Genomic DNA, 25,129 nt, shown 5'->3' with positions numbered 1-25,129 from the left:
ATTAAAAACCGCTTATGCTAAAACCTCGCTCACATCAGCCCTTAATTCCACCCTGATATGAAATACCTTCAACAAGATACTCTTCTCCATATAAGAATATCAGAAGCGGCGGAACAAGGTAAATTACAGCAACCGCAAAAGCAAGACTTATCTCACCTGAATTGATTTTGGATAAGAACACTGAAAGCGGATGCATTTCTGAATCCGGTAAAAGAATCAGCGGCTGCTCAACCATGTTCCAATAATCAAAAAACACCAGGATTGCGATTGATGCGATACCTCCCTTACACAGCGGAAGACATACTCTCGAAAAAATATACCACTCATTTGCTCCATCTATCGAAGCAGCTTCCATTACTTCCGTAGGAATACGCCTCATAAATTTAGTCAAAAGATAAACCGCAAACGGCGAAAACATTCCGGGAAGCCATATTGACCACCTTGTTCCATAAATCCCAAGTGCCTTCGAAACAAGAAAGTTCGGAACAAGCGTAACCTGATAAGGCATAAGCATCATAATTATATAAGCAAAAAATATAGCATTTTTTAGTTTCCCCGTATATCTGGCAAATCCATATGAAGCCAATGTCGCTATCATAAGTTGGACTACAACTATGGGGACAACATATATCATCGAGTTCCAAAACTTGATCAAATACTCCGGGCTTTTAAATAAAACCGTAAAATACTGTGTAAAAGAAACTATATCCGGAATAAATTTCAGATTGACAGTCTTGGAAATAAAAACCTTGCCGCCCTTTTCTGTGGTTGCAAATATACTACCGTAATTAGCACTTATTTCAGACGATGACATAAAAGAGTTTGTTATCGTCAAGAAAGTCGGAAGAAGGAATATTACCGCAAATATTACAGCAATCACAGTAACTATTACTGTCTTTAGCGTATCAATACGCATCTTTCTTCTTTTTATCCGTTGTCTTACTCTTGTCTGCATTTTCACTCTCATGTCATTTACCCCTCTATATCCTTACCATAGATATTTTCTATCGCATACATGGCGTAAACAAGAGCTGTAACAACAATGAACATGATAATCGCAGCAGTTGATAACTTCTGGTAATCCAATGATGCATAAGTATTATTCATAAAATGCTGTAGTATATACAATGTCTGATACGGATAATCTCCGGTCATAAGGTAAACTTCTCTGAATACCTTAAATGAACTGATAAGCGACATGATAGCCACGAACATAATTGTCGATGACAGATATCTTGCCTTAACAAGCCAGAAGACCTGCCATTTATTCGCATTCTCAAGAGCCGCCACTTCCAAAAGATCCTTGGGAATACTCGCAAGAGCCGCCATGAAAAGGATCATGTTATATCCAAGATTTTTCCATAGGAACAACGCAACTATTACAATACATGCCTTATCTGACTTAAGCCAGTCAATCTTATTGGCGCCAAATAATGCCGTAACATTATTAACAAGACCATTTTGATGAAACATTACCTGCCATATAAGCACAACAGAAGCAGTCGGCACCATCAACGGACTTAAGAAAAAAGACCTGAAATAGCTCTTAAAAGGAATTCTTGTTTCCATGATCGCCGCAAGAAACAATGATAAAAATACCGCCATCGGCACTGAGATAAGCGAAAATACAAGTGAATTACTTGCTGCCTGCTTAAATGCTGCATTGTTCCAAACATTGATATAGTTGTCAAATCCCACAAACTCTTTCTGAACAGGATTGTTTATAAGCGAATAGTATATTACTACCATAAACGGCGCCACAAAAAACAAAATAACCCCGAAAAGAGATGGCAAAAGAAACAGCCAGGAAATCAGCTTTTTTCTCTTAAGACTTGAAGCATGCTTAGTCTTTTCATTATTTAATTTTTCTTTTTTGGACAAATAAAACTTTTTCAATTATCAATTGGTATCTGAATATACAAAATCAGGTACTTTCCCCACTTCAAATGAATAAAAAACTGTGCGGCTCCCGTAGGAATCCACTGCACTTTTTGTTTCAACACTAATACTATACTGACTATTTAAATAATCTGTATCATTATACCATTTATTATAGAATTCTCTGCAACGGGCATTCTCCAGAATCTGTACTATCTTATCCCTGTCTGTGTAGGTAACAGTTTTCTCCTCTACAGAAGTATTTGAAATATCTATATCCTCTTTTTCAGAATCAACACCGGGATAATAATTTGTCACACTAACGCTTGCAACATTATTCTGGACATCGAGCTTATCCTCTGTAAAAATACCATATTTTTTAAGCAGCGCAATCGTATTTTCATAACACTCGAACACATCAAAATCACAACTTGCATATCCGTCATTTGAACTGTTTGAATATTCTATTCTTCCTATAGGAATACTCTTGCCTACCATTTCATATGAAAAGTATTTTTCTATATCTTTTCTGTAAGCATCGCTAAGTTCAGCATATGACAGATCAGTTGTAATCCTATTGCCGGAAACAGACATGTACTGCATGGACGTAGTCTTTCTGTTTGCCATATCATACGCTCTCATCTTATCATCAAAAAATACGCTAAAGCAGCCCTCTTTGTATTCTTTTGAATCTATAAGCTTAGAAAACAAAGCACTGTCTATATCATATGGTATAGTAATGCTTCTGTATATCTTCTTGCCATTCTTCATCCTGAAAAGAACTGTAGTATCGTTTCCCAAATTCTTATACTTACCTGTTCTTGAAGACTTGGCTTCTTCTTTCTTGGTCTGCATACCTATTCTGACTACTTCACAAAAAGTGTCAGTATCGGTAATCTTCATATTTTCTTCAGAATCATTACCATATGTATTCTCACCATTTGTATAAAGCTGATAATCATAGCCACTCTCAAGTATAGCACAACTCTCAATTTTTGTGCGTTCAGGCACAAAACTATCATATCCTAAAAGATCACCCTTGAATATGACAAAGATAAGCGATGTAATAGCAAGTGCCAGAATTGTCTGGGGCATTCCTTTTAAAATACTTCTGATGTTGCCATCAAGAATTGCTTCCAATATACAACCTGAAAACAGCCCTGAAATGATCATCACAATAAACATTATCACATAAACACTTGTACTCCAGGCAAAATCATACATCACATAAAGAACAACCCCTGCCCCAAGTCCTATCACTATACAGAGAACTATTTTTAAGAACCATCTAAATGGTCTGTAAACAATAGTCTTGCCCGCATGCTCTGCTCTTCTGAATTTGCTGAAAACAATAACAAAAATAAACGCTATGATACCAACAATAAAAGTATCAATATCTTTATTCTTAAAATAGCCAAAGCATTTTGTGATGGATTCCAAAGAAGTATTGAACCAGTCCTGACTTCTAAGTGATCTCATCTGAAATGTAAGTACATATCTGTCATAAATTGGCGAGCCTATCATGACAGATTCCCTTGCTGCATAGGTATCATAGAAAATATTCTTATAACCAATAAGTTCTCCGCCAAACAGTACAGAAATTGCAAGGAAAAACGCAAGTACAAGCAGTGCTATCGGAAAACTTCCGGTAAGCATTATCGCAAGGACAGTAATACTATAAACAGCAAAAAATAAAACTATGATTCTTGCTGTTTCAATGAGAGCTGTAAGAAGAACGACTTTGTTCACAGCTCCAAAGAAAGCTGCTATTATAAGCGCAATCCCATTTGTAATGATGTACATTGCTGCAAAAGTAGTGATCGCATTTATATAATTTCTTGTGAGTCTCTCCGCCCTGGTAGTCGGCTGGCTTAAGTAAAAATCAATCTTTTTCTGGTCAAAAAGATAATTAAATCCCTGAAACGCAAATACTATGGCAAGTGCAACAACAATGATCCAGCCTAGCTGCTCAAATCCCAGAATACTTGTAACCGCAACGTATTTTTCTCGTCTTAATACTTCCGGCGCCTGATTATACATTCTGCCATAATTCAATGCTCTTGTTAAAATGAGCATCACGCCAAGAACATAGTAAACAGCCATGATCACAAACCCAATGTAGGATGACCATAATGTTCTTGAAATATACTTTTTATGATTACTAAATCTATCAGCCAAGGACAAATTTGCGGATGTCATATCCGACCACCTCCGTTTCACTAATAAATATCTCCTCTAATGAAAGAGGCAGAACTTCGAAGAAAATCGGATTTCCGCGCTTAAATGCTGCCTCAACCTCTTCTCTTTCCCCTCGAATAGTAATTGTGTGGAGACGTCCTCTCTTTTCATGTATAAGAACATTCATATCCTCAAGGGCCTTTGCTTCATCATCAGAGCTTGCAAATACGCATTGAACCTTCTGCATTCTGACCTTCATATCGCCAAGGTCCTCAGAAAGAATCACGCCGCCTTTATGAAGAAGTCCTATATGGTCACAGATATCTTCAAGTTCTCTTAAGTTATGGGATGCAATTACTGGTGTAAGCCCTCTGTCTGATATCTCTGCAGCAAAAAGGCTCTTCACTCCCTGTCTCACAACCGGATCAAGACCATCAAATGTCTCATCACAGAGTATATATTTGGTTCCTGCGCATATTCCAAGAAGTATTGATACCTGTTTCTTCATGCCCTTGGAAAAAGAACTGATTTTGCGCTTAACATCAATTCCAAAGCCGCCGCAAAGCTTTAAAAACTTAAGTTTGTCAAATGAAGGATATATTCCTTCATAATAATCAGCCATTTCTTCAGGAGTACTGTTAGGCAAAAAATACTGGTCATCTGATATATAAAAAATATCTCTCTTAACTTCCGGATTATCATAAACAGCCCGATTATCCACACACACCACACCACCATCAGGCTTTATCACACCTGCCATAATCCTGAGAAGTGTGCTCTTCCCCGCACCATTTGTACCAACAAGACCAAAAACTTCACCATCTTTGATAGACAATGAAACATGATTGACAGCCTTGATGTCGTCAAATGATTTTAATAATTCCAGTAACTCAATCATGTTGTCCCTCCCCTTTTCTTATCAAGTTTATGTCAAAAGACATCTCAGTATCGCCATTTTGTGAATCAACTAATACCACTTTAAGGTCATGTACAAGTTCATTCAAAGGAATGCCAATATCCTGAGCCTCTTTAAAAAGACGTATTATCTTGGCAATTATTTCATTCTTCTTATTGTCCATCATAGAAGAATTGCCCTTAACAAAGTTGCCTTTCCCCTTGACAGTATAAATAAATCCCTGTCTTTCCAGTTCAGCGTATGCCTTCTGAACTGTATTGGGATTTGTAGATAATTCCATGGCAAGACTTCTGACAGATGGCATCTGATCATTTTCCTGCAAGATTCCCTTGTATATCTGAATCTTCAAATTTTCAACAATTTGTTCGTAGATAGGTCTACTATCCTGATAGTCAATTAAATTCATATCATCCCACCATACAATCACATATGCACTAACTGTACTAACATTATTAGTACAGTTAGATAATACAATACCCCTTGCCATAATGCAAGGGGTATACTCAAATAATATGTATTTAATTCTTGAAACTATGCACAGGAGCTGGAATGCGACCTCCACGATTAACGAAAGCATCGCAGGAAAACTGATTAACAGGCATAATTGGCGCGTAACCCAAAAGTCCGCCAAACTCAACTGTTTCACCAACTCCTTTGCCAATTACAGGAATAAGTCTTACAGCAGTTGTCTTCTGATTTATCATGCCAATTGCCATTTCGTCTGCAATAATTCCGGCGATTGTTGTATCCTTGGTATCTCCGGGAACAGCAATCATATCAAGTCCTACTGAGCATACGCAGGTCATCGCCTCAAGCTTTTCTAAAGTAAGTGCGCCTGCCTCTACTGCATTTATCATTCCCTGATCTTCACTTACAGGAATGAATGCTCCGGAAAGACCGCCAACATAAGAAGAAGCCATTACACCGCCCTTTTTAACCTGATCATTTAAAAGAGCCAAAGCTGCAGTTGTACCTGGAGCGCCAGCATGTTCAACACCTATCTCATGCAAAATATCAGCAACGCTGTCACCAATTGCAGGTGTGGGAGCAAGGGAAAGGTCAATAATTCCAAAAGGTACGCCAAGTCTTTCTGAAGCCTCTTTTGCAACAAGCTGACCAACTCTTGTTACCTTAAATGCTGTCTTTTTGATTGTCTCACAAAGAACTTCGAAGCTCTCTCCTCTTACCTTTTCAAGAGCTGTCTTAACTACGCCGGGACCTGAAACACCAACGTTAATAATCTTATCTGCTTCTGTCACACCATGGAAGGCTCCTGCCATAAATGGGTTATCATCAGGCGCATTGCAGAAAATAACGAGCTTAGCACAACCAAGTGAATCATTTTCCTTTGTAGCCTCGGCTGTCTCTTTTACAATCGTTCCCATAAGACGGACAGCATCCATATTGATACCTGTCTTTGTAGAGCCTACGTTGATTGAAGAGCATACAACATCGGTTGTAGAAAGAGCAAGCGGAATAGATTCAATCAAAAGTCTGTCTGCCTGAGTCATTCCCTTGCTTACAAGTGCTGAATAACCGCCAATAAAGTTAACTCCTACTTCCTTTGCAACCTTATCAAGAGTTTTGGCAATACTTGCAAAATCCTCTTTAGTCTTGCAGGCAGCGCCTCCAACAAGCGCAATGGGCGTAACTGAAATTCTCTTATTAACAATAGGAATACCAAATTCCCTTGAAATCTGATTGCCTGTTGATACAAGATCTTTAGCTGCATCATAAATCTTGTTGTAAATATTTCTGTTTAATTCATCAAGATCATCACTGATACAATCAAGGAGGCTTATTCCAAGAGTAATCGTTCTAACATCGAGATTTTCCTTCTCGATCATATCATTGGTTTCAACTACTTCTGTAACATTTATCATCTTAATTCTCCCCAAACGGTAATGTAGTTACTGTTCACTCGCTTGCAGCTCACTCTAGTAACTAATTCGTGCAATATTGTTCAAACAGTAACGTAATATAATCAGATTCTGTGCATAGAGTCAAAGATTTCTTCTCTCTGACATTTTATTACTACGCCAATATCATTACCCAATTTATCAAGGTCATCAGCTACAGTGTTGAAATCCTTTTTGGTTGCTGCCATGTCAACAATCATCATCATGTTAAAATATCCGCTTACAATAGTCTGGGAAATATCTAAAATATTGATCCCTGAATCTGCCAGATAAGTACAAACTCTGGCTATGATACCTACTGTATCCTTACCAACAACAGTTATGATAGTCTTATTCATATTTTCCTCCCGAGCAAACGCCATTTCTTACAAAATTACCAATATCTGTAATAAATGTCAATTCTATTTTTTCCTGCTTTGCTCCATTATCCTTTTCTTTTTTCAAAAAACTCATCAATCTGTTTTTTAAGCTTTTCTTTATCAATCCCCTTTAAAATATACCCTTCAGGCTTTAAGCTTAATACTTTTTTTACGCTTTCCTTATCACCCTTTCCCGTCAAAAAAATAACCGGAATAGTTGATGTCGAACTCTCACTTCTTATCATCTCCAAGACCTTGGGTCCGGGTGTAACTGGCATTTCATAGTCTAATAAAATAAGATCAGGCGTATTTGTTGCAAGGTAAGTAATGGCCTGGACACCGGAATTTACGATGACTACCCTGTATTTATCTTCAAGCCATGATTTTATAAGCGTCAAAAAAGTCGGATCATCATCAACCAAAAGAATTCTCTTTCTCTTTGCAAGTTCGTTGTTCATTGACATGATGATCTGCATCTTCTCCGCCACATTTTTAACATTGAGTGGCCTGTTATAATGCTCTTTTACAATCTCAGCAGGAATGACCTTAGTAAGAGCTTCAAATTCAAGCGGATCTCCGATAGTGCAAAGAATCTTATCTTTTTCAACGCACATATCTTTTAGATACACTAAAACATCACTTATATCATCAATAAAACTTCCAAGATAAAACAAAATAACAGGCGGATTATCTTTGTATTTTTCAAGCTCACTTATCTTTGGCGCGCACTTTATTACCATGATGCCAGCATCTTTGAGGCCATTACTTAATGCATCAACCATAAATGTCGACCCGCTACTTATGAGAAGTATTATATTTTTCATTGCTCTCTCCTTATTAAGCTATAATATCCTGCCAATTTCGTCCCAGTCAGCATGTGCTACAGCCCGCCTTAGCTTCTCCATGAATAATTTCTTATCAGGAGGAACTCTGTAACCATTCATTGAATCAATTATATACGTAATACTGTCATAATCATAATTATAAACAAGTTCTTTGATTGAATTGACAGCATCCTCAAAGGCTTCCGGATCCATTTCCTCAAGATTTTCATCGCCTGTATCCTCAGGCATTTTCTTAAGAAGTTCATCGCCGATTTTTTTGTACAGAGAAAGAAGTATCGGCGTCTCTGAAATGATTGCATTTATATCTGCTTCATTTCCTGCTTTTTCAAGTTTCTCTGCAAGAAGTGACAGTTTCTTTGCTCCGATTATCCTTGCCGAACTCTTTAAAGCATGTACTTTTATCGTATAATTCTCTATTGCCTTATCCTTAAAGCTGTTCATTATAGCGTCATAGTTCTCAACAAAATTGTCGATAAAAGCCCTTATTGTCTGAATATAGACATCTGTTCCGCCACAGTTCTTAATGCCCTCAAGCGGATTAAGGTCAGCTATATTAAAGAGCCCTGAAATAATTCCTGAATCTGTCGCTTCATCCACTTCATCTTCTTCCTGCTCATCTTTTTCAAGGCTTGTCTCAATCTTATCTTCCGGCAGATATCTGAGCATCATTGCCTCAAGTTTATCCGACATAATAGGCTTTGTGAGGTAATCGTCAAAACCGGCAGCGATATACTGCTCTCTTGCTCCTGAAACAGCATTTGCAGTAAGACTTATTGTTACTGTATCAACATTTGGATTTCCCTCTTCGCCCTTAAGTGCCTCCAAGGTCTCAATTCCATCCATTTCAGGCATTCTGTGATCAAGGAAAATAATGTCATATTTCTTTTTACGTGTTTTTTCAAGGCATTCCATTCCACTTAAAGCAGTATCAATCTGCACAAGTGTCTTTTTAAGAAGACCTGTAAACACAGTAATATTCATTGGAGTATCATCAACAACCAAAACTCTTGCAAGTGGCGCAGTAAACTTTTCCTTGTAATTATCCTGCTTTTCAAGAGCCCTACTATAAGCCTCCATGAAATCACCAATAGGCTCCCATTTCACAACGCTCTGCTCAAGCACAAATTTAAACTCGCTGCCTTCTCCATATACGCTGTTTACTTCAAGTCTGCTCCCCATAAGTTCAAGAAGCCTTTGTGAAATATTTAATCCAAGACCAGTTCCTTCGATATTTCTATTTCTTTTTTCGTCAACTCTCTGGAATGCCAGGAACATCTTTTCAAGGTCTTTTTGTTTTATTCCGGTTCCTGTATCTTTTACGCTGATATCAAAGCGAATACTCTCTTCCGAGATTTTCTGAAATCCCACACTTAGTTTTACGCTTCCTTTTTCTGTGTACTTAACTGCGTTAGTCAGAATATTGGTTATTACCTGTTTGATTCTTATCTCATCGCCATTTAGGATGCATGGAATATTCTGGTCTACGTCAAAGATAAGTTCCAGATTTTTGGCATCTGCTCTTGGCTTTATCATATGCATCAGATCATTTATCACTGATGAAAAATCGTAATCAACGGGTATGATATCCATTTTACCGGCTTCAATCTTGGAGAAATCAAGAATATCATTTACAAGGCTAAGCAGGGTATTTCCTGCCGCCTTTATATTCTGAGCATACTCCAATACGTTTTTATCATCACACTCTCTAAGAATCATTTCATCCATGCCTATTATCGCATTTATAGGCGTTCTTATTTCATGTGACATATTAGAAAGAAAAGAACTCTTGGCTTCACTTGCAGCCTTTGCTTCACCAACTGCCGCAGTCAGCTCTTCCGTCATAGTTTTAAGAAAGTGTGATAGTCTTTCAGCCAAAGGAACTGTTCCATAATGCTCATGACTTGCAGCAGTTTGAATGATATGACTCTCTTTTTCTCCTGAAAGCCCCTCTCTCATCCCAAGTGCCACAAGGGCGCTGTTCAGAACTCCGCCCTGTCCTTTATATCTATATAATTCGCCCATTCCAAGCACAAGGTCGTATCCTTCCGGGCTTGCTTCAGCATAATAATCCCGCTCAAAATGTGCATCATTTTGCAGGAGCAAAAATCTGTTTCCGCAAAGACAGAGTGAGAGCTTCTCAGGTTCAAAACCTTTCATTCTGTCAGCGCCTTCTCTTGTAAGTCTCAGTATTTCTTTTCTCTCAGCGTAAGAGAACCTTACCTTCTCCCCCGGACGAATATCTCCTTCAAGATAAATCTCGCCTTTATCTCCGCACGAAGACGGTGTCCTTGCAATCAAAAGACCATTTCTTTCAACAACGAGTGGAAATTCGCTTACATTTGTAACAAAATATCCATTTGGATTAACACCAAGATATTTTTTATAAATATCTGTAGTTTTCTCATTATCAATAGACCAAATTGTCGTCGTACCATGTTTGGAAACACAAAGAGAATCAACAGCCATTGATTTGCCAATCGGCTGCCAACCCAAGATATAATCTTCATAGATATACAGGTCTTCCCCAGTATAAGCAACTGCAGCCACTCCGGGGCCAAACCATTTATCAGATAACACAATAGAATCTCTATTGCTTATAGAAATATAGTTTCTCATATACTCAATGGAATTGACACTGGCGATTGCACCATAAATCGGAACTTCATTTAGTCCCTCAGAAAGAATATCAATAAATTCAGAAGCCGAAGCTTTAAGCCATGCAAAATAAATCTCGATACACTTAACCTCAGGAATCTGTCTTATCTTCTCATTCAATTCCTTAGCATATGCCAAAGAATTCTCAACCAGATTCTCAGACTCTCTATAAAATTCCCTGTGAAAAGAATGTACTTTGGAAACAGTCATAAGAGTAAAACCAAGCTCAAGAGTGCTTGGCATATCGTATAAAATAGTATATGTAGCAGATGACATACCAACTACTTTCAGTTTAGGAAAATGTTCATTCAGCATAAAAGTAATGTCTCTCACTTCATCTTCCGAAACATTACCGACAAAAATGTTTATCACGCCATCTGAATAATCAATACTATCTATTTCCTGACTGATTGAGGAAAGCTTTTCTCTAAGCTCCTCTGCACCGGTCAGGCGATATTTTTTGTGAACCATATTTTATCCTCATAATACGTTACTGTTCACCCTCTTAAAGCTCGCATTTTAGCCCAAACAGTAACCATAGTACATCTCAACATGGCCGTCTCATATATCAGAAAATATAATGAATAGAAAAAATATGTTGTACTCTGATCAGAATGAAAGAACCGGAGAAATCTCTGTTCTGTTCGCAACTATCAGCGGAAAATCACTGGCATGAAATGGATTATCCCCCATCTCAATCTCAACTCTGACTGTCTCATAAGCCAGTTCAGGAAGATTGTTTTCCTTGGATAAATGACCAAGAAAAATACCCTGAAGCTTATCATTTAACAGCTTGCAAAGAAGTTCTCCACTCTTATCATTTGATAAATGCCCTGTATCGCCAAGAATACGGCGCTTTAAAACATATGGATATGGCCCTGTCTGTAGCATTCTCACATCATGATTAGCTTCAAGCAAAAGCGCATCGCAGTTTGAAAGGCATTCAACAGTATAATCCGTATAGCAACCAAGGTCAGTTGCCACACCGATTTTTTTTCCTTCACAATATACTCTGTAGCCACATGGTTCAAGTGCATCATGAGATATAGTCATAGGATTGATAACCATATCTCCAAGAGTTATCTCCTTATCCACCAGGATAGGGATAAACTCTGAATTTGTCATTTCATTCTTTTTATCACTATTTCTAATGCCTGTAATTGTTCCATTTGTAGCATATATCGGTATTTCATATTTTTTCAAAATAGTATGAAGCGCTGAAATATGATCAGTATGCTCATGTGTAACAAAAATGGCTTTTATATCTGCAAGACTTAAATCTAAAGCTCTTAGTCCCTCCTCAATCTTTTTCTTGCTAGTTCCCGCATCAATCAAAATATGCGTACTCTGTGAGCCAATGTACGTGCAGTTTCCGCTGCTTCCACTGGCAATGCTTGTAAATCTCATATACTCTCCCAAAAAACTTATAAAATATTACTTCCAATATACTTCGATTTTATCCCCTTCGTGGATAGATTGCATATATTCAGGTTCTCTGCCATTTAAGGTAGTGATTATTGCTCTGCCGTTTGGCTTGGACAGATCAAAATCTATTGCATCGAAGATATCAACAAAAACATAATCTGCTTTTCCATGCAGTGTGACTGAATCATTATTGACAACAACATGAAGATCATGGGCAAGGATATTTCTTACAGGTTCTTTATTCTCAGAATCCTCATCTTCATCCTGCTCATTTTCATCCGTAAGCATCTCACTGCTTTCAACTTGTCTTACATCGTTGTCGTCGCTTTCAAAAGAATTCTCATTTTCCTGGCTGACAGCCACTTCGTCTGCACTTGGAAAATCAGAATAGTATTCCATTATAGCATCTTCCTGGTCCTTAAACTCAACCTTAAAATTCTCATATACAGGAGTGTCAAGATCACCGCGCTCATTATTGACGATGATGATGGTATCCTCTGTAATAGTGATATCTAAAAGCTCGGCTATCTGAGCCGCTGTATTGTAATCAAGAATCTTAACTTCATCCCCCGGCTGTATGCTATAAAATCCTGTCTGAGCTTCGCCATTTACTGTGGCGTATCTTGAAGCCTCAACATTCTTGCCATTTACATTGACATTAAACTTTGTCTTAAACTCAGGAATGCTTTCAATCGTAGCTTTCCCTGGATCTCCTGCAGTTGAAGGAGTTACCTTTATAATATCATTGGCATGAATCTTGGAATGAATATCCGCAGCTTTGCCGTTTAGGGAGATTACCGCAGCATCTCCCGGGCCACCTCGCTGTGTTCTTTCTTTGCCATTTACGGTATACTTCAGTTCCTGACCTCTCTTTGGGAAAAGATCTTCATTAGGAAATGCAACCTGCATGGCTGCATCAATAATCTGAAGCTTGCCATTATCATACAACTTAGTCTGAGTTCCATTAAAAGAAACAAAGATAAAGTTATTGGCCTCTTCATAATAGCTAAAGCATATTCCAAGAGGTGTGACCAGCAATGAATCTCTCTCAAGTCCATCACTATTAAGGAAAGTAATATTTTTCATTACTTCCTCACCTCTAAGAGCAACACGCTCCTCAGGAATTCCCATTTCTTTGGCGATCGCTTCAGTGTATCCCTGAACTCTTCCACCACCGCCCACAACAAACACAGCACTTACAGGCTTGTCGCCATTAAGACGTTTTATCTCATTAACTGCCTTCTTAGCCATTTCTTCTACCTTAGGCTTTAAGATCTTGGAAATCTCTTTAGCAGTAATGGTCTTCTCAAGCCCCATGATGTCAACATATTTAACTTCACTATTATGGCTTGCGGCAATTTTAATCTCATCTGCGGAATTAAAGTCAACAAGGCAGTTCCTTGCGATCATCTCAGTCATATCATCACCGGCTATAGGAAGCATGCCGTATGCAGTGATGGAACCGTCATCTGTAATACAAATATCGGATGTTCCTGCGCCCACATCAACAAGGGCCAGATTCAGCATTCTGAATCTGTCGGGAATTGCGATCATCATGGCTGCGATAGGCTCGAGTGTAAGATTAGCAACCATTAAACCAGCCCTCTCACATGCCTTGTAAAGACCATCAACGCAGTCATCAGGAAGGAATGTGGCAATAAGTTCCACACTCACCTTGCCTGCATTATGTCCCTCAAGATTTGCTATCTGATACCCATCAAGATAATAATGCATAACAGAGTATCCCACAAGATAAAATTTAAGTCCGGAATCATTATTCTCAATAAATTGGGCATAAGCCTTCTCTACTGCAGAAGAATCCAGATTATAAATATCTTCATCGGTAATTGTATGTCCTTCAGGATACTCATAATCATAAATAATACGTACCGTTTTCAGAACACGACCGGCAGCTGCTATGCAGACATCTGTCAGATGCATATCGGTCTGCTGTTCAAGTTCTTCTTTTACAAGGCGGATTGTCATACCGACCTTGCCAATATCATGGATCTGTCCGTCAAGCATAGCCCTGGTCTGATGCATTTCAACAGCCTGTGCTATTACATTGAACTGGTTATCTTTCATATAACCGACAGTTCCGACAACACTTCTGGTTCCGATATCAAGTCCAAAAACAACCTTCTGATCTGCTTGTTCCAAACTAGGCATACTCTTTTCCAATCCCCCTATTATTAGATTACTGCAATATTATGTGGCAGGTTCCTTATTCCAATCAGATAATCTGGAATCTATCTGTTTTGCAGCCGATGTAATACTGTCGCTGTTATCTATGGTAAATTGGCAATGCTCTCTGAATGTCGCGTCATCAAGCTGCTTACTGAAAATATCAGTTATCTTCTCATCAGTATAGCCCCTCGACTTTTTAAGCCGCTTTCTTCTTATCTCTTCTGACGCATACACATACCATAATTCATCAGCGATCTTGTCATATCCATTCTCTATCAAAAGAGCTGCTTCAACAAAAACAAAATCTAATTTCCCACTTTGTTTTTCACTCTCTATAATATTAATAATAAAGGTATTTACCGCAGGATGCAAAATATTATTGACTTTTTTTAGTTTATTTTTATTATTAAAAATAGCATCCGCCATTTTCTTTCTGTCTATCTCACCATCTTCCCCCAGGATTTCTCTGCCAAGAAGCTCTACAAGCTCGTCATAGGCCGGATATCCCTTCTTTTTTATATCATTTGCAACATCATCAGACAGGATAACCCTGCAATTGTAATTTTGTTTAATATATTCAAGGACAGTGCTCTTGCCGGCGCCAACACCTCCTGTTATCCCAATAATGTTCGTCTTACCGACTTTAAGCTCTCCCATTGCAATCTCCTATAATAAAAATCATTTAGCCTCATACCAGTCGCTTCCGATATGGCATTCAGCTTCAAGTGGAACAAGCAAAGCTGCTGCTTTCTCCATCTCCTGGGTCAGAAGCTCTGTAACCTTATCTTTCTCATCATCAGCGGTCTCTATTACAAGTTCGTCGTGAATCTGAAGTATCAGTCTTGACTTAAGATTTTCTTTTTTTATCCTGAAAAAGACATTTATCATCGCAATCTTCATGATATCAGCAGCAGTTCCCTGAATAGGCGCATTCATCGCAACTCTCTCACCAAACTGCCTTAAATTGAAATTACTTGCCTTGAGTTCAGGAATAGGCCTCTTTCTTCCAAACATGGTAAGACTGTAGCCCTTTGCCTTGGCATCCTGTATTACTTTATCCTGGTAATCTCTAACCCCCGGGTAAGTTTCAAAATATTTCTCCATATAATCTTTGGCTTCACCAACACTGATTGAAAGGTCCTGTGAAAGTCCAAAGGCGCTGATTCCATAAACAATTCCGAAATTGACAGCTTTTGCGCTCCTTCTCTGGAGTGGAGTTACCTCTTCAAAAGGTACATGAAATACTTTAGAAGCAGTTATTCCATGAATGTCCTTTCCTTCATGATACGCAGAAATAAGCTCTTTATCCTCAGACATATGTGCAAGAATCCTAAGCTCAATCTGTGAATAGTCAGCATCCGCAAAAACATATCCGTCCTTAGGAACAAAAACTTTTCTGATAAGTCTGCCAAGCTCAGTTCTCATAGGAATATTCTGAAGATTCGGATCTGTAGAACTGATTCTTCCCGTTGCAGTTATTGTCTGATTAAAGCTTGTATGTATCCTGTCATCACTCTCAATAAAAGCTGTAAGGCCATCAGCATAGGTGGATTTCAATTTAGAAAGCCCCCTGTATTCCAATATGTCTGCAACAATCTTGTGCTCCGGAGCCAGTTTTTCCAGAACATCTGCCGCAGTTGAATAACCGCTCTTTGTCTTCTTCTCAGCAGGGAGTCCTAACTTTTCAAAAAGTACCTCTCCTAATTGTTTTGGAGAATTAATATTAAAGGTAAGTCCGGCCGCTTCATAAATTGCTTTTTCAAGTTCACTGATTCTTACCTGAAGCTTATCTCCATATACCTTAAGTTCATCTCTTTTAGCAATAATACCTTCTTTTTCCATTGCAAAAAGAATATAGGAAAGCGGCATTTCTATCTGATAAAAAAGATTCTCCATTCCTTCTTTCGAAAGCTTTTTTTGTATCAAAGGAGATGCTTTATAACAGACATAAGCTATCTTGCAGGCATAATCTGTAACTATCTTCTCATCTGCTTTTCTTAGACTTGCCTTTCCAAACAGATCATTCTTTTTGGGGAGATTAAGGCTTAAATATTCCTTGGAAACATCCGATGGTTCATAATCATTTTTATTTGGATTTAAAAGATACGCTCCAATCAAGACATCAGTACATTTAGGCGTTGCATCAAAAGCTGCTTTATTTTCAAAAGCCGCCATATCAAAGCCTTCCGTTCTGATCTTTATTTCATTTGGAGTAAATACTCTGTAACTCTCTTTGATATCAAAGGTAACAAGAGATACCTTCTCACTTAAGGCTTCAAGCTTTTTCCCCAGATAATCAGCAGTGATAAAATTCTCAACCCGAATAAAAAAGGCCTCTTCTTCTCCAAAACACAACGACATTCCAATAATGTCTTTTCGCTTATTGTCAGAATTCTGAACAACATCTGTCAAAAAATAATATGATACGAAGTTGTCTTTTTTACTTCCTGTTTCCATGGCATTTTGGAACAACGCATCTACTTCGCTTAAATCAGAAGTAGCCTTCATCTTAAGAGTAAACTGAGGAACTGCCTTTGCTTTTCCGTCAGGAGAAAACAGGTTAAGTTTCTCTTCAAGACTGCTTATGAATTCCTCATTTACAGGAACAAGGATTTCCTCTTCACTTACTGAAAAAAGCTTAAGTATCTCCTTAAGCTTTTCAACCTGCAATCCAACTGCTGCACTGTCCTTGTTTAAAGCATCCTCTGAGCCTTTTTCAGCTACTCTCATCTGCTCAAAGTCACCGCTTTTTAAAACATTTATCAGCTTAAACAAAGTTCCATAAATTCCGCTTATCTGATTACCGTCAGCATCTGTAAACACAGGAATGCTATTATAGGCATTACTCACATATTCATTCAATGAAATCTCTAATATTTTTTCTGACATAATCTCTCACCCGATTGCTATAGCTAATACAACTGTGGATACCGCAAGCGCTGCAACTAAGAATTCAAGGATAAGGCTGGCAAAGAAAAGATATCTTCTCATATTCAGCCTTTTTCTCGCATCACCTAGCATATTATCAAGCTCATACTTAAGGTTGAAATTATTTCCATCCTCAAGTCTCTTCATGCCAACTTTAACGAGGAACTGAATTGTCAGTTCCTCCTTGCACTCCGGGCAGTTATCAATATGATTCAAAAAATCTCCAAGTTCTTGATTATTAAGATCATCATCCAAAAATTGTGTAATGATCTTATCAGCATTTTTGCATGTCATAGTATCACTCTTTTTGTTGTGATTCTTCCAATATGTTGTATTAAAAAATGGCTGTAAACATATAGTGAACACCAGATATATCTGACGTTTACTATAAAACACTACAACATATAGAATACAATAAAACGCATAAAATTAAAAGGGTGGCAATCTGCGCACCGCCCTGAAAGCATTGGCAGAAACCACCCTTTTTTTGAAGGATTACATATCCTTAGTTTTTCTCTGAACAAGTTCAACTGATATTTCCTGAAGCTTTTCATCAGTCAGAATGTATTTTTTCTTAAACCAGAAGATTGCAAATACAAGACCTGCAATAGGTATAAGAGTCATTGTCATTCTAAGTCCCATCTTCTGAGCTGTATCAACACCAAGTGAATAGTCGATTGCTGTTGCAGAAGCTTCTGTGTCATTAGAAAGTGCAAGTACCTGAAGCGCAAGTGCAGCGATAAATGCTGATACACCGGAAGCAAGTTTTACAACGAAGGTCTGCATTGAGAATATAACTGACTCATCGCGGCGATTATTCTTAAGGTCACCGTAGTCAACAGTGTTTGCAAGGAATACAGTTGTGATTACCGCAAGCATTCCGTTAGCTCCAAAGATAAAGAATCCTGGAATAAAGAGTAATAATACATTAGTCATAGATGTTGATGCCAATACAAGAAGTGAAATATATCCGCAAATTGCCATTCCCATACTGATGAAATAAATCTTTATTGATGTAAAGAACTTTCTCAGGAATGGATACAAGAGCATCATTGCAAGTATCTGTATTCCACCGCCAAAGGTTGAGAACAGTGTATAATCATCTCTCCAGCCTGCGCCGCCAAAATCATATTTAAAGAAATAGATTACAAGGTTTGATGTAATGTAGATTGAACAGTTTACAATAACAATTGCTACAACTACAGCCATAGCCTGGTCATTTGAGATAAGTGCCTTGAACATTTCTCCAACAGTTGCAGTCTTCATATCAACTGTTGATTTCTCTTTTACATTAATGCAGCAGATTATTGTAAATAAAACAAACAAAATCGCTATAGCGATTGCGAAGTAAGAGAAACCAATTCTCTCTACTTCACGATCACTTATTCCTGTTCCGCCAAACATATGGCCAAGTGCAGATACTGATTTGACCGTGATGATGGTTATAACCGCGGATCCAACGCCTGCGCAGGAACGAGCCAAAGTTGTAAGGCCTTCTCTTTCCTTACCCCCTTCAGTAAACGCAGGAATCATTGACCAATATGGAATATCCATCATTGTATATGTAACACCCCATAAGATATATGTAACAGCCGCATAAGCTACCATGCCACTGGCATCAAGTGCAGGCGGAGCAGAAAACATAAGATAAAGAATTATTGCATTTGTAACAGTTCCAATCAAAAGCCAGGGTCTGAATTTTCCCCATCTTGTCTTTGTCTTGGCTACAACTGCACCCATGATCGGGTCATTAAATGCGTCAAACACACGGGCAACCATAAGAATAACACCCATTGCTGCAGCACTGACGCCTAAAATATCCTGAAAGTAATAAAGTACATATGATGCAGACAGCATGTACACCATATCTTTACCAACCGCTCCAAGACCATAGGATGCCTTGGCTGCACCTGACAGTTTCATTTTTTGTTCCATTAGTTATTTCCCTCCTTAAGCTTCATCGCAAGCTCTACTACTTTTTTCGCCCCATCATAAATACCCATTTTTTTGTTAAGAACTATGGATTCACACATCTCATCCAGAAGCTCTGTTTCAAGGAACTGGTCAAGCATCTGTACTGTATGCGGAATATCTCTGCACTCCAGTGTTCCATCCCCAATCTCAGCAGAGTGGATAGCCCCCCACATCTCATGCTTACCAACTCTCTTTATAAAGAGCTTCGGAACCGGATAAAAAGCAAGTTCACTAGGCTTTGTAACAAGGACGTCACAGCTTCTCATCAAAAGGTTTGTTGTATAAACAGCTTCAAAGATGTCTTTGTGATAAAAACCATGTATACCCGTAATGTTCTCTTCCGGATTCAATGCTTTTTCTGTGAAAGCAAGAGTATCATTCCAATCATCCATATGCTCTGTCTTTAAAGCAGCCATATCAGGAATCTCATTTATAAGCTGATCCCATACATTTCTGTAATCACCAACGTTGATATAAAGCATTGCTTTATTCTGTTTGATATAAGGAATGAGATGCCTTATTATCTCAGCAAATATTTCCTTCTGAGCTCCTGCTCCTCCAATTGTAAGAAGGAAACGCATCGGTTTTCCATTTTTCTTTCTGTTTAATCTCTCTTCACAGTCTTTTTCTATATTGCTGACAAGTTCATAATCAATATAATGACCTGTGTAAACAAGAGACTCCTGTGGCATAGGCTGACATACATTCTTTTTATTCATTCCATTTAAAATGCGGTAACCCATATACGCATTTTTACACTGAATTGTATGAACGCTTCCTTCAGACAAATGAAGCGCCATCGGCCAGTTATCAGGAATTGCATTAACTACATTCTTCATTCCTGCATGAATTGCAGCCTGTGCAGGCCATACATGAGTTGCAATAACCGGAATATCCTTAGGCACATCTTTATAAACAGGTGCCATAAGCTCTGCATTCTTCTGATCCTTTGCATTATAGGTCAGTGCTCTGAAGCCTTCGTAATTGGTAGGTTCCCACACCAGTTTATTAAAAATCGGATTCTTGGAAAGTCTTGAACCAAGTGAATAAAGCTCATTCTGATGTCCTATGACCTTGGTACATGTTGTCTCAGGATATGAATTAAGATCCATCCAGTAAGGTGTATATCCAAGATGTTTTGCATATGATGCCATAGCCATTGATATTCTGTAATGCCCAAAGCCCATACGGATATTTCCAACAATGATTCCCTTATCAGGATCAATTGCCTCGCCGGATGTTTTTTTAGAAGAAACTACTATATTCTTAACGCCAAGAAGGGGTCCTATTACGCTGTTATCCGTAACATTAGCCTTATAATCTGTGGCAGAATCATCACCATATTTTTTTATGTAGCCTTTTTTAGATTTAACTGCGCTATTATAGTCTTTGTCGCTAATCTTATTACCAAAAATAATTCTCGATCTGTCAGTCATGTTTTCTTCCATTCTGCCAACTTTGGCAAGTGATTATTTGGTTAAGGAAACCAAAACATATTACTTAGTTTCCACAATGAAATAATAACATCACTGGCTTAAATACTGCAAGAAACGCTTTTTACAAATTTCGTTTCCCGCTTTTGTGCAATTATACCAACGAGATAATGGATATACCTTTTTTAGCCTGTAGATCAATGTATTCAGTACCGCATTTGACCACAGGTTTAGAAAGATGAGTAGGATTAATAAAGATAATGTCTCCCACCTGTCCGGTGCTCAGCATTACACGATTAGCAATAAATGTATTAACTATATTAGAAAGAAACGTCATGATAACGTTAGGATCAAATTTTTCTATTCCGACTTCCTCAAACATCTCAATTACAGTGAAAGGACAGATTGCCTCTCTCGATGATCTCTTTGAAGTCATTTCATCATAAATATTTGCAACAACAACTATTGATGCAATGTCATCTATCTGCTGAGTCTTAAGTCCCAGGGGATAACCTGAGCCATCTCTTAACTCATGATGCATCAGCACACAATTTTTAATATGACTGTCGATATCTTTGTGAAGTACAAGCTCATAGCCTTTTTTTACATGCTCTCTTAGAATCATCTGCTCCTGCGGATTAAGAGGAGTTTTTTTATTCAAAAGATTCTGTGGCACCATAAGCTTGCCTATATCATGAATAAGGCCTCCTGCAGTGGCAAGCTGCACCTGTTCTTCAGGCAGTCTCATCCACGTAGCTATGGTATTGCTTATAAGTGAAACATTTAATGAGTGCATGTAGACAGCGTCACTGTTGTCTCTAAGATTATGAAGCATATCAAAAATGCCTGCTGTTCCTCCCCCCTCTACAAAAAGATGATAAACAGGATCAGTAAGTTTTTCGATATCCAGCTGCATAGTGCCATTGGCAATCATCCTGAAGGATTCTTCAAGCTTTTCTGCGTTTTCCTCGATATGCTCTTTGAATTTGATAAATTGCTCAGATCTTTTGAGTTTCTCAAGATAGGACAATTCCTCCTTAGGCTTTTCATCCTTTGGAGGCGGATTTCTTTTATAGTCCTCGACGAATATATTGTAAAGAGAATGTGCTTTAATACGGGCAATGTCCTTATCGTCAAGGACAGTCCCCTTAGGAAGCACCAAGCGGTCATCAATGGTATATATATTCTCGGACACAACCAGTCCAGGCTCTAATTTATCGACAGAAACAAGCTTCATGCAATTTTTCCCATATGTAATACCGAATCAATTTATACAGCTGTGCGTTACTATTATAACACTTTTGCGTCAAAATCGCATTAGAGTATTTGCATGAAGGTGGGAAAAGGATTTCGAAAAAGGTGTGATTTTTTTACCGGACGCCATATTACGGCGTAAGATCCAGAATTGAGCTTTTTTATGTAATAGGACTTATTCAAGGACAAAGAGTTTCTTTGCAACTCTTTGTACATCAATCGCGTCCATAACGGAGCATTTTCATTTCATAGGAGTGTGAACCAATTTCTTATAAAACAAAAAAACTCAGCAAAACATTGCTGAGTTCTAATAGTGCCGGTGGTGGGACTTGAACCCACACGCCCTTGCGGACAACAGATTTTGAGTCTGCATCGTCTGCCATTCCGACACACCGGCATATTTAATTATTATCGCCTAACATCTTGTGGCGTACAACTTCTTTAATATATCACAAGTATTGTATTTATTCAAGTATATAATTTCAAAAAGTAAAATGGGTCAAATGAACAGGTAAAAGGCCTGCTAAGTAACGCAGAATCTTAGCAGGCCTCTTGGGAGGGGGGGTACAAATATGCGTATCAAAAAAGTTTAAAGCTTAGCTTTGTACTTTTACTGATCACTGATTTTTTATCTTAAAGAATTCAAGATTTTCTTTAAGTTCTTCAGCAAGTCTCTTTAGTTCTGCAGATGTATCTGCAAGCATGGCTGTTTCATTGTTAAGCTGATTCATTGAAGTTGAAGCCGTCTCAGCTGAAGCAGCATTTTCCTGTGAAATTGCAGAAAGATTTGTCATAAGGTCAACCACTACTTCTCCTGCTTTATCACAAGACCTTGCCTGACCAAGAACATCCACAACAGATTCTCCGGTAAAGTCTATTCCTGTGCTGACTATACCAAATATCTCATTTGTTGAGTCAATATTGTTTTTCTGCTCTTCAATTCGTTCTGTGACTTCATTGATTGTTGCAACTGTACGATTTGATTCTTCAGACAGATCTGAAATAATGCCTTCGATAATTCCTGTAGACTGATTAGTCTGATCTGCAAGTTTTGAGATTTCACTGGCAACTACAGCAAAGCCCTTGCCCGCTTCTCCTGCTCTTGCAGCCTCTATGCTGGCATTAAGTGAAAGCAGATTTATCTGATTTGCCACTGAAGAAATAAGGCTGACTGCTTCCTGAATTTTGCCTACAGAATCATCTGTCTTTTTAACCTGCTCAACAATTCTTGAAAAGGCCTCATTTGTGGAATCACTTGATTTTGTCAGTCCTTCCATATTGCCGGTAGCTTCTTTTCCCTTCGCTTCCATATCAGCAGCCTTATCAGAAAGAGTTGCTACACTTTCAAGGATTTGCTGAATGTTATTCCTGATGTCAACAACCCTCTGAGAAGATGACTCGATATCCTTAGCCTGCTCATCAGCACCTTTTGAAATATCACTGATGGTCCCGTTTATCTCACTTGCAACGTCCTTGGTTCGCATTGCGCTTTCTTCAAGGGAAATACCCGCATCCGTCAAAACATCTGTTACTTTCTTTACATTGGAAATAGTATCTTCCAGTGTATCCATAAAATCATTAAGACTTGATGCAAATACCGCAAATTCGTCTCTTCCTGAAGAATCAGCTCTTGTTGATATATTTCCTGACGCAATCTCATTAATTGCCATGTCGAATGATTTAACGCTCTTGTTGATTCCGATACTGACTCTTGCAAGTATGTAGACAAGTATAACAATACCGATAATAAGGACAACGATGATGATGACATACACACTTGACCTGACTGCATTCATATTTTCTACAACTTTGCTCTGCATAAGGCTGCAAAGCTGATTCAAGTCAGAATTGATCGTACTGTTTTCTGATTTTATGGAAAGAGTCTTGGCATCAATATCTTTTATCTCATAAAACAGTGTTTTTAAAGAGCTTAAAGACTCCATGGATATATCAGCCAAAGCCGGGTCTGTTGTATACTTAGGGATATTTTCTTCAAGTTCATTGATTGTGCTCTCTATCTCATTTAGATTTGACGAAATATCTTTTCCTTCTACAACAAGTTTGGTATATGTCTTTATCATGTTTTGTAAGTCTGATAATCTTCCTGCAAAGCCATACACACCTGAAACCGCGCCACCATATTTTACTTCTACATCCACAGGAAATACTCCCTGGTCAAAATAAATATCATACTGAAGTATAGGATACGCAACCGGGTCATACTCTATCATGGAAAGAGTTGTAGATACTTCTTCCCATCTACTATTTTCAGCATCAAATTTGCCTGTGACTTTTATAGCTCTTTTGCCGTCAAAATCTGCCATTTCAGCATTTTCAAGGCCATCTCCTGCTTTTTCCATCAGTTCAACATTTGTAAGGTCAACAGGAATTGTTTCTTTTCCATTCGAGAGTTCTATATTCGTGATGTAATAGTTTGCTTTGTAGGTAAATGTTCCGCCCACACGAAAGATGAGGTTATTTCTTTTTCCGACTTCAGGAAGCTTATGCTTATAACTGACCTTGGAATACTCTTTGCCATCAGCCTTTACAACAGGTCCACTAAGACCAGCGGAAGCATTTTCCCACTGAATCTCTACCCAGTCGTTATTATTTACAAGGCTGGTAAAACTTGCGCCCAGTTCCTGATATTTATCTGATAATTCCTTGTATTTTCCAATTGAATCATCATAACCTCTTGAAGAATGAATACTCAGAATCTCATTATAATTTTCCTTTAGCTTATTAACATTTTCAATTATGGTATCAATGGAGGAACGATAACTTGCATCTGCTTTTTTCTCAAACTCTAATGACTCTGACTGCATTTGTTCCAGATTAGAGAGTGCATCATTTATATACTGTTCATCAACATAATATTGATATAATACGTCATCTGCCTGATTCTTGGCCTGAAGAAGATTTATATCATCGATTATTGACGCAAGTTCGCTGTTCTTTGCATTCTTAGTAATTGAGGTAACTCCTACCAAACCAATAATAAGTGCTGTTGCAATTCCCAAAGCACCCATTACAAATATTTTGCCCTTAACAGAACTTAAAGAACTCGCTTTCTTACTCTTCGTCTGATTTCCACTCATAATTATTCACCTCTCATATATGCGCACAGAAACATAATTACACCAGAATCACAAATTCCCCTTTATTACAATATTGTGTA

At 38.2% G+C, this 25,129-nt stretch carries 18 protein-coding genes and 1 tRNA gene; all 19 read right to left on the bottom strand.

The annotated features are described in order from the left end of the window. Window positions 1-34: 34 nt before the first annotated feature. On the bottom strand, window positions 35-967 hold the full coding sequence (locus BM086_RS10495) for a carbohydrate ABC transporter permease (RefSeq protein WP_242952170.1): 933 nt from the start codon (window positions 965-967) through the stop codon (window positions 35-37). Window positions 968-972: 5 nt separating this feature from the next. Continuing rightward, window positions 973-1,881: a carbohydrate ABC transporter permease gene (locus BM086_RS10490; protein ID WP_242952169.1), complete on the bottom strand. Its 909-nt coding sequence runs from the start codon at window positions 1,879-1,881 to the stop codon at window positions 973-975. Window positions 1,882-1,899: 18 nt separating this feature from the next. Next, window positions 1,900-4,077, bottom strand: coding sequence for a DUF6449 domain-containing protein (locus tag BM086_RS10485; protein WP_092326066.1), 2,178 nt, complete (start codon window positions 4,075-4,077; stop codon window positions 1,900-1,902). Beyond that, window positions 4,049-4,954 carry an ABC transporter ATP-binding protein gene (locus BM086_RS10480; protein ID WP_092326064.1) on the bottom strand — a complete coding sequence of 302 codons (906 nt, stop codon included), beginning with the start codon at window positions 4,952-4,954 and terminating at the stop codon, window positions 4,049-4,051. The genes BM086_RS10485 and BM086_RS10480 overlap by 29 nt, the downstream gene beginning before the upstream one ends. Then, window positions 4,947-5,378: a GntR family transcriptional regulator gene (locus BM086_RS10475; protein ID WP_092326062.1), complete on the bottom strand. Its 432-nt coding sequence runs from the start codon at window positions 5,376-5,378 to the stop codon at window positions 4,947-4,949. The genes BM086_RS10480 and BM086_RS10475 overlap by 8 nt, the downstream gene beginning before the upstream one ends. Before the next feature lie 112 nt (window positions 5,379-5,490). Next, entirely contained in the window at window positions 5,491-6,855 is a 1,365-nt protein-coding gene (locus tag BM086_RS10470; RefSeq protein ID WP_092326060.1) for a PFL family protein, read from the bottom strand. A gap of 101 nt (window positions 6,856-6,956) precedes the next feature. Beyond that, on the bottom strand, window positions 6,957-7,229 hold the full coding sequence (locus BM086_RS10465) for an ACT domain-containing protein (RefSeq protein ID WP_092326058.1): 273 nt from the start codon (window positions 7,227-7,229) through the stop codon (window positions 6,957-6,959). An 86-nt stretch (window positions 7,230-7,315) separates the two neighbouring features. After that, on the bottom strand, window positions 7,316-8,074 hold the full coding sequence (locus tag BM086_RS10460) for a response regulator (RefSeq protein WP_092326056.1): 759 nt from the start codon (window positions 8,072-8,074) through the stop codon (window positions 7,316-7,318). A gap of 18 nt (window positions 8,075-8,092) precedes the next feature. Next, window positions 8,093-11,221 carry an ATP-binding protein gene (locus BM086_RS10455; protein WP_092326054.1) on the bottom strand — a complete coding sequence of 1,043 codons (3,129 nt, stop codon included), beginning with the start codon at window positions 11,219-11,221 and terminating at the stop codon, window positions 8,093-8,095. A 138-nt stretch (window positions 11,222-11,359) separates the two neighbouring features. Further along, the gene (locus tag BM086_RS10450; protein ID WP_092326052.1) at window positions 11,360-12,157 is read right to left on the bottom strand and encodes an MBL fold metallo-hydrolase; all 798 of its coding nucleotides are present in this window, start codon (window positions 12,155-12,157) and stop codon (window positions 11,360-11,362) included. A 27-nt stretch (window positions 12,158-12,184) separates the two neighbouring features. Next, window positions 12,185-14,344 (bottom strand): cell division protein FtsA, encoded by a 2,160-nt coding sequence (locus BM086_RS10445; protein ID WP_092326050.1) that lies wholly within the window; start codon window positions 14,342-14,344, stop codon window positions 12,185-12,187. A gap of 39 nt (window positions 14,345-14,383) precedes the next feature. Then, window positions 14,384-15,019: a dephospho-CoA kinase gene (coaE, locus tag BM086_RS10440; protein ID WP_092326048.1), complete on the bottom strand. Its 636-nt coding sequence runs from the start codon at window positions 15,017-15,019 to the stop codon at window positions 14,384-14,386. 21 nt (window positions 15,020-15,040) lie between these two features. Beyond that, entirely contained in the window at window positions 15,041-17,251 is a 2,211-nt protein-coding gene (gene polA / locus BM086_RS10435) for a DNA polymerase I (protein ID WP_092326046.1), read from the bottom strand. 6 nt (window positions 17,252-17,257) lie between these two features. Next, window positions 17,258-17,584 (bottom strand): anti-sigma factor family protein, encoded by a 327-nt coding sequence (locus BM086_RS10430; protein WP_092326044.1) that lies wholly within the window; start codon window positions 17,582-17,584, stop codon window positions 17,258-17,260. A gap of 201 nt (window positions 17,585-17,785) precedes the next feature. Beyond that, window positions 17,786-19,213, bottom strand: coding sequence for a glycoside-pentoside-hexuronide (GPH):cation symporter (locus BM086_RS10425; protein WP_092326132.1), 1,428 nt, complete (start codon window positions 19,211-19,213; stop codon window positions 17,786-17,788). Between the two features lie 11 nt (window positions 19,214-19,224). Continuing rightward, the gene (locus BM086_RS10420; RefSeq protein ID WP_175560212.1) at window positions 19,225-20,700 is read right to left on the bottom strand and encodes a DUF6937 domain-containing protein; all 1,476 of its coding nucleotides are present in this window, start codon (window positions 20,698-20,700) and stop codon (window positions 19,225-19,227) included. Between the two features lie 151 nt (window positions 20,701-20,851). After that, the gene (locus BM086_RS10415) at window positions 20,852-21,934 is read right to left on the bottom strand and encodes an HD-GYP domain-containing protein (RefSeq protein ID WP_092326040.1); all 1,083 of its coding nucleotides are present in this window, start codon (window positions 21,932-21,934) and stop codon (window positions 20,852-20,854) included. A gap of 331 nt (window positions 21,935-22,265) precedes the next feature. After that, window positions 22,266-22,348, bottom strand: a tRNA-Leu gene (locus tag BM086_RS10410). A gap of 220 nt (window positions 22,349-22,568) precedes the next feature. After that, window positions 22,569-25,049, bottom strand: coding sequence for a methyl-accepting chemotaxis protein (locus tag BM086_RS10405; RefSeq protein ID WP_092326038.1), 2,481 nt, complete (start codon window positions 25,047-25,049; stop codon window positions 22,569-22,571). Window positions 25,050-25,129 lie beyond the last annotated feature (80 nt).

The sequence above is a fragment of the Butyrivibrio sp. YAB3001 genome (assembly GCF_900112195.1).
Classification (GTDB): domain Bacteria; phylum Bacillota; class Clostridia; order Lachnospirales; family Lachnospiraceae; genus Butyrivibrio.
The sequence above is the reverse complement of the archived record's forward strand: the minus strand, read 5'-3'. Positions and strand labels throughout refer to the sequence as shown.

What these genes read in the sequence shown, in the direction of transcription:
- BM086_RS10465 (WP_092326058.1), bottom strand. Translation starts at nt 7,229, where the DNA reads ATGAATAAGACTATCATAACTGTTGTTGGTAAGGATACAGTAGGTATC.
- BM086_RS10460 (WP_092326056.1), bottom strand. Translation starts at nt 8,074, where the DNA reads ATGAAAAATATAATACTTCTCATAAGTAGCGGGTCGACATTTATGGTT.
- BM086_RS10420 (WP_175560212.1), bottom strand. Translation starts at nt 20,700, where the DNA reads ATGACTGACAGATCGAGAATTATTTTTGGTAATAAGATTAGCGACAAA.
- BM086_RS10425 (WP_092326132.1), bottom strand. Translation starts at nt 19,213, where the DNA reads ATGAAACTGTCAGGTGCAGCCAAGGCATCCTATGGTCTTGGAGCGGTT.
- BM086_RS10405 (WP_092326038.1), bottom strand. Translation starts at nt 25,049, where the DNA reads ATGAGTGGAAATCAGACGAAGAGTAAGAAAGCGAGTTCTTTAAGTTCT.
- polA (WP_092326046.1), bottom strand. Translation starts at nt 17,251, where the DNA reads ATGTCAGAAAAAATATTAGAGATTTCATTGAATGAATATGTGAGTAAT.
- BM086_RS10495 (WP_242952170.1), bottom strand. Translation starts at nt 967, where the DNA reads ATGAGAGTGAAAATGCAGACAAGAGTAAGACAACGGATAAAAAGAAGA.
- BM086_RS10445 (WP_092326050.1), bottom strand. Translation starts at nt 14,344, where the DNA reads ATGCCTAGTTTGGAACAAGCAGATCAGAAGGTTGTTTTTGGACTTGAT.
- BM086_RS10470 (WP_092326060.1), bottom strand. Translation starts at nt 6,855, where the DNA reads ATGATAAATGTTACAGAAGTAGTTGAAACCAATGATATGATCGAGAAG.
- BM086_RS10415 (WP_092326040.1), bottom strand. Translation starts at nt 21,934, where the DNA reads ATGAAGCTTGTTTCTGTCGATAAATTAGAGCCTGGACTGGTTGTGTCC.
- BM086_RS10430 (WP_092326044.1), bottom strand. Translation starts at nt 17,584, where the DNA reads ATGACATGCAAAAATGCTGATAAGATCATTACACAATTTTTGGATGAT.
- BM086_RS10475 (WP_092326062.1), bottom strand. Translation starts at nt 5,378, where the DNA reads ATGAATTTAATTGACTATCAGGATAGTAGACCTATCTACGAACAAATT.
- BM086_RS10450 (WP_092326052.1), bottom strand. Translation starts at nt 12,157, where the DNA reads ATGAGATTTACAAGCATTGCCAGTGGAAGCAGCGGAAACTGCACGTAC.
- BM086_RS10455 (WP_092326054.1), bottom strand. Translation starts at nt 11,221, where the DNA reads ATGGTTCACAAAAAATATCGCCTGACCGGTGCAGAGGAGCTTAGAGAA.
- BM086_RS10485 (WP_092326066.1), bottom strand. Translation starts at nt 4,077, where the DNA reads ATGACATCCGCAAATTTGTCCTTGGCTGATAGATTTAGTAATCATAAA.
- BM086_RS10480 (WP_092326064.1), bottom strand. Translation starts at nt 4,954, where the DNA reads ATGATTGAGTTACTGGAATTATTAAAATCATTTGACGACATCAAGGCT.
- coaE (WP_092326048.1), bottom strand. Translation starts at nt 15,019, where the DNA reads ATGGGAGAGCTTAAAGTCGGTAAGACGAACATTATTGGGATAACAGGA.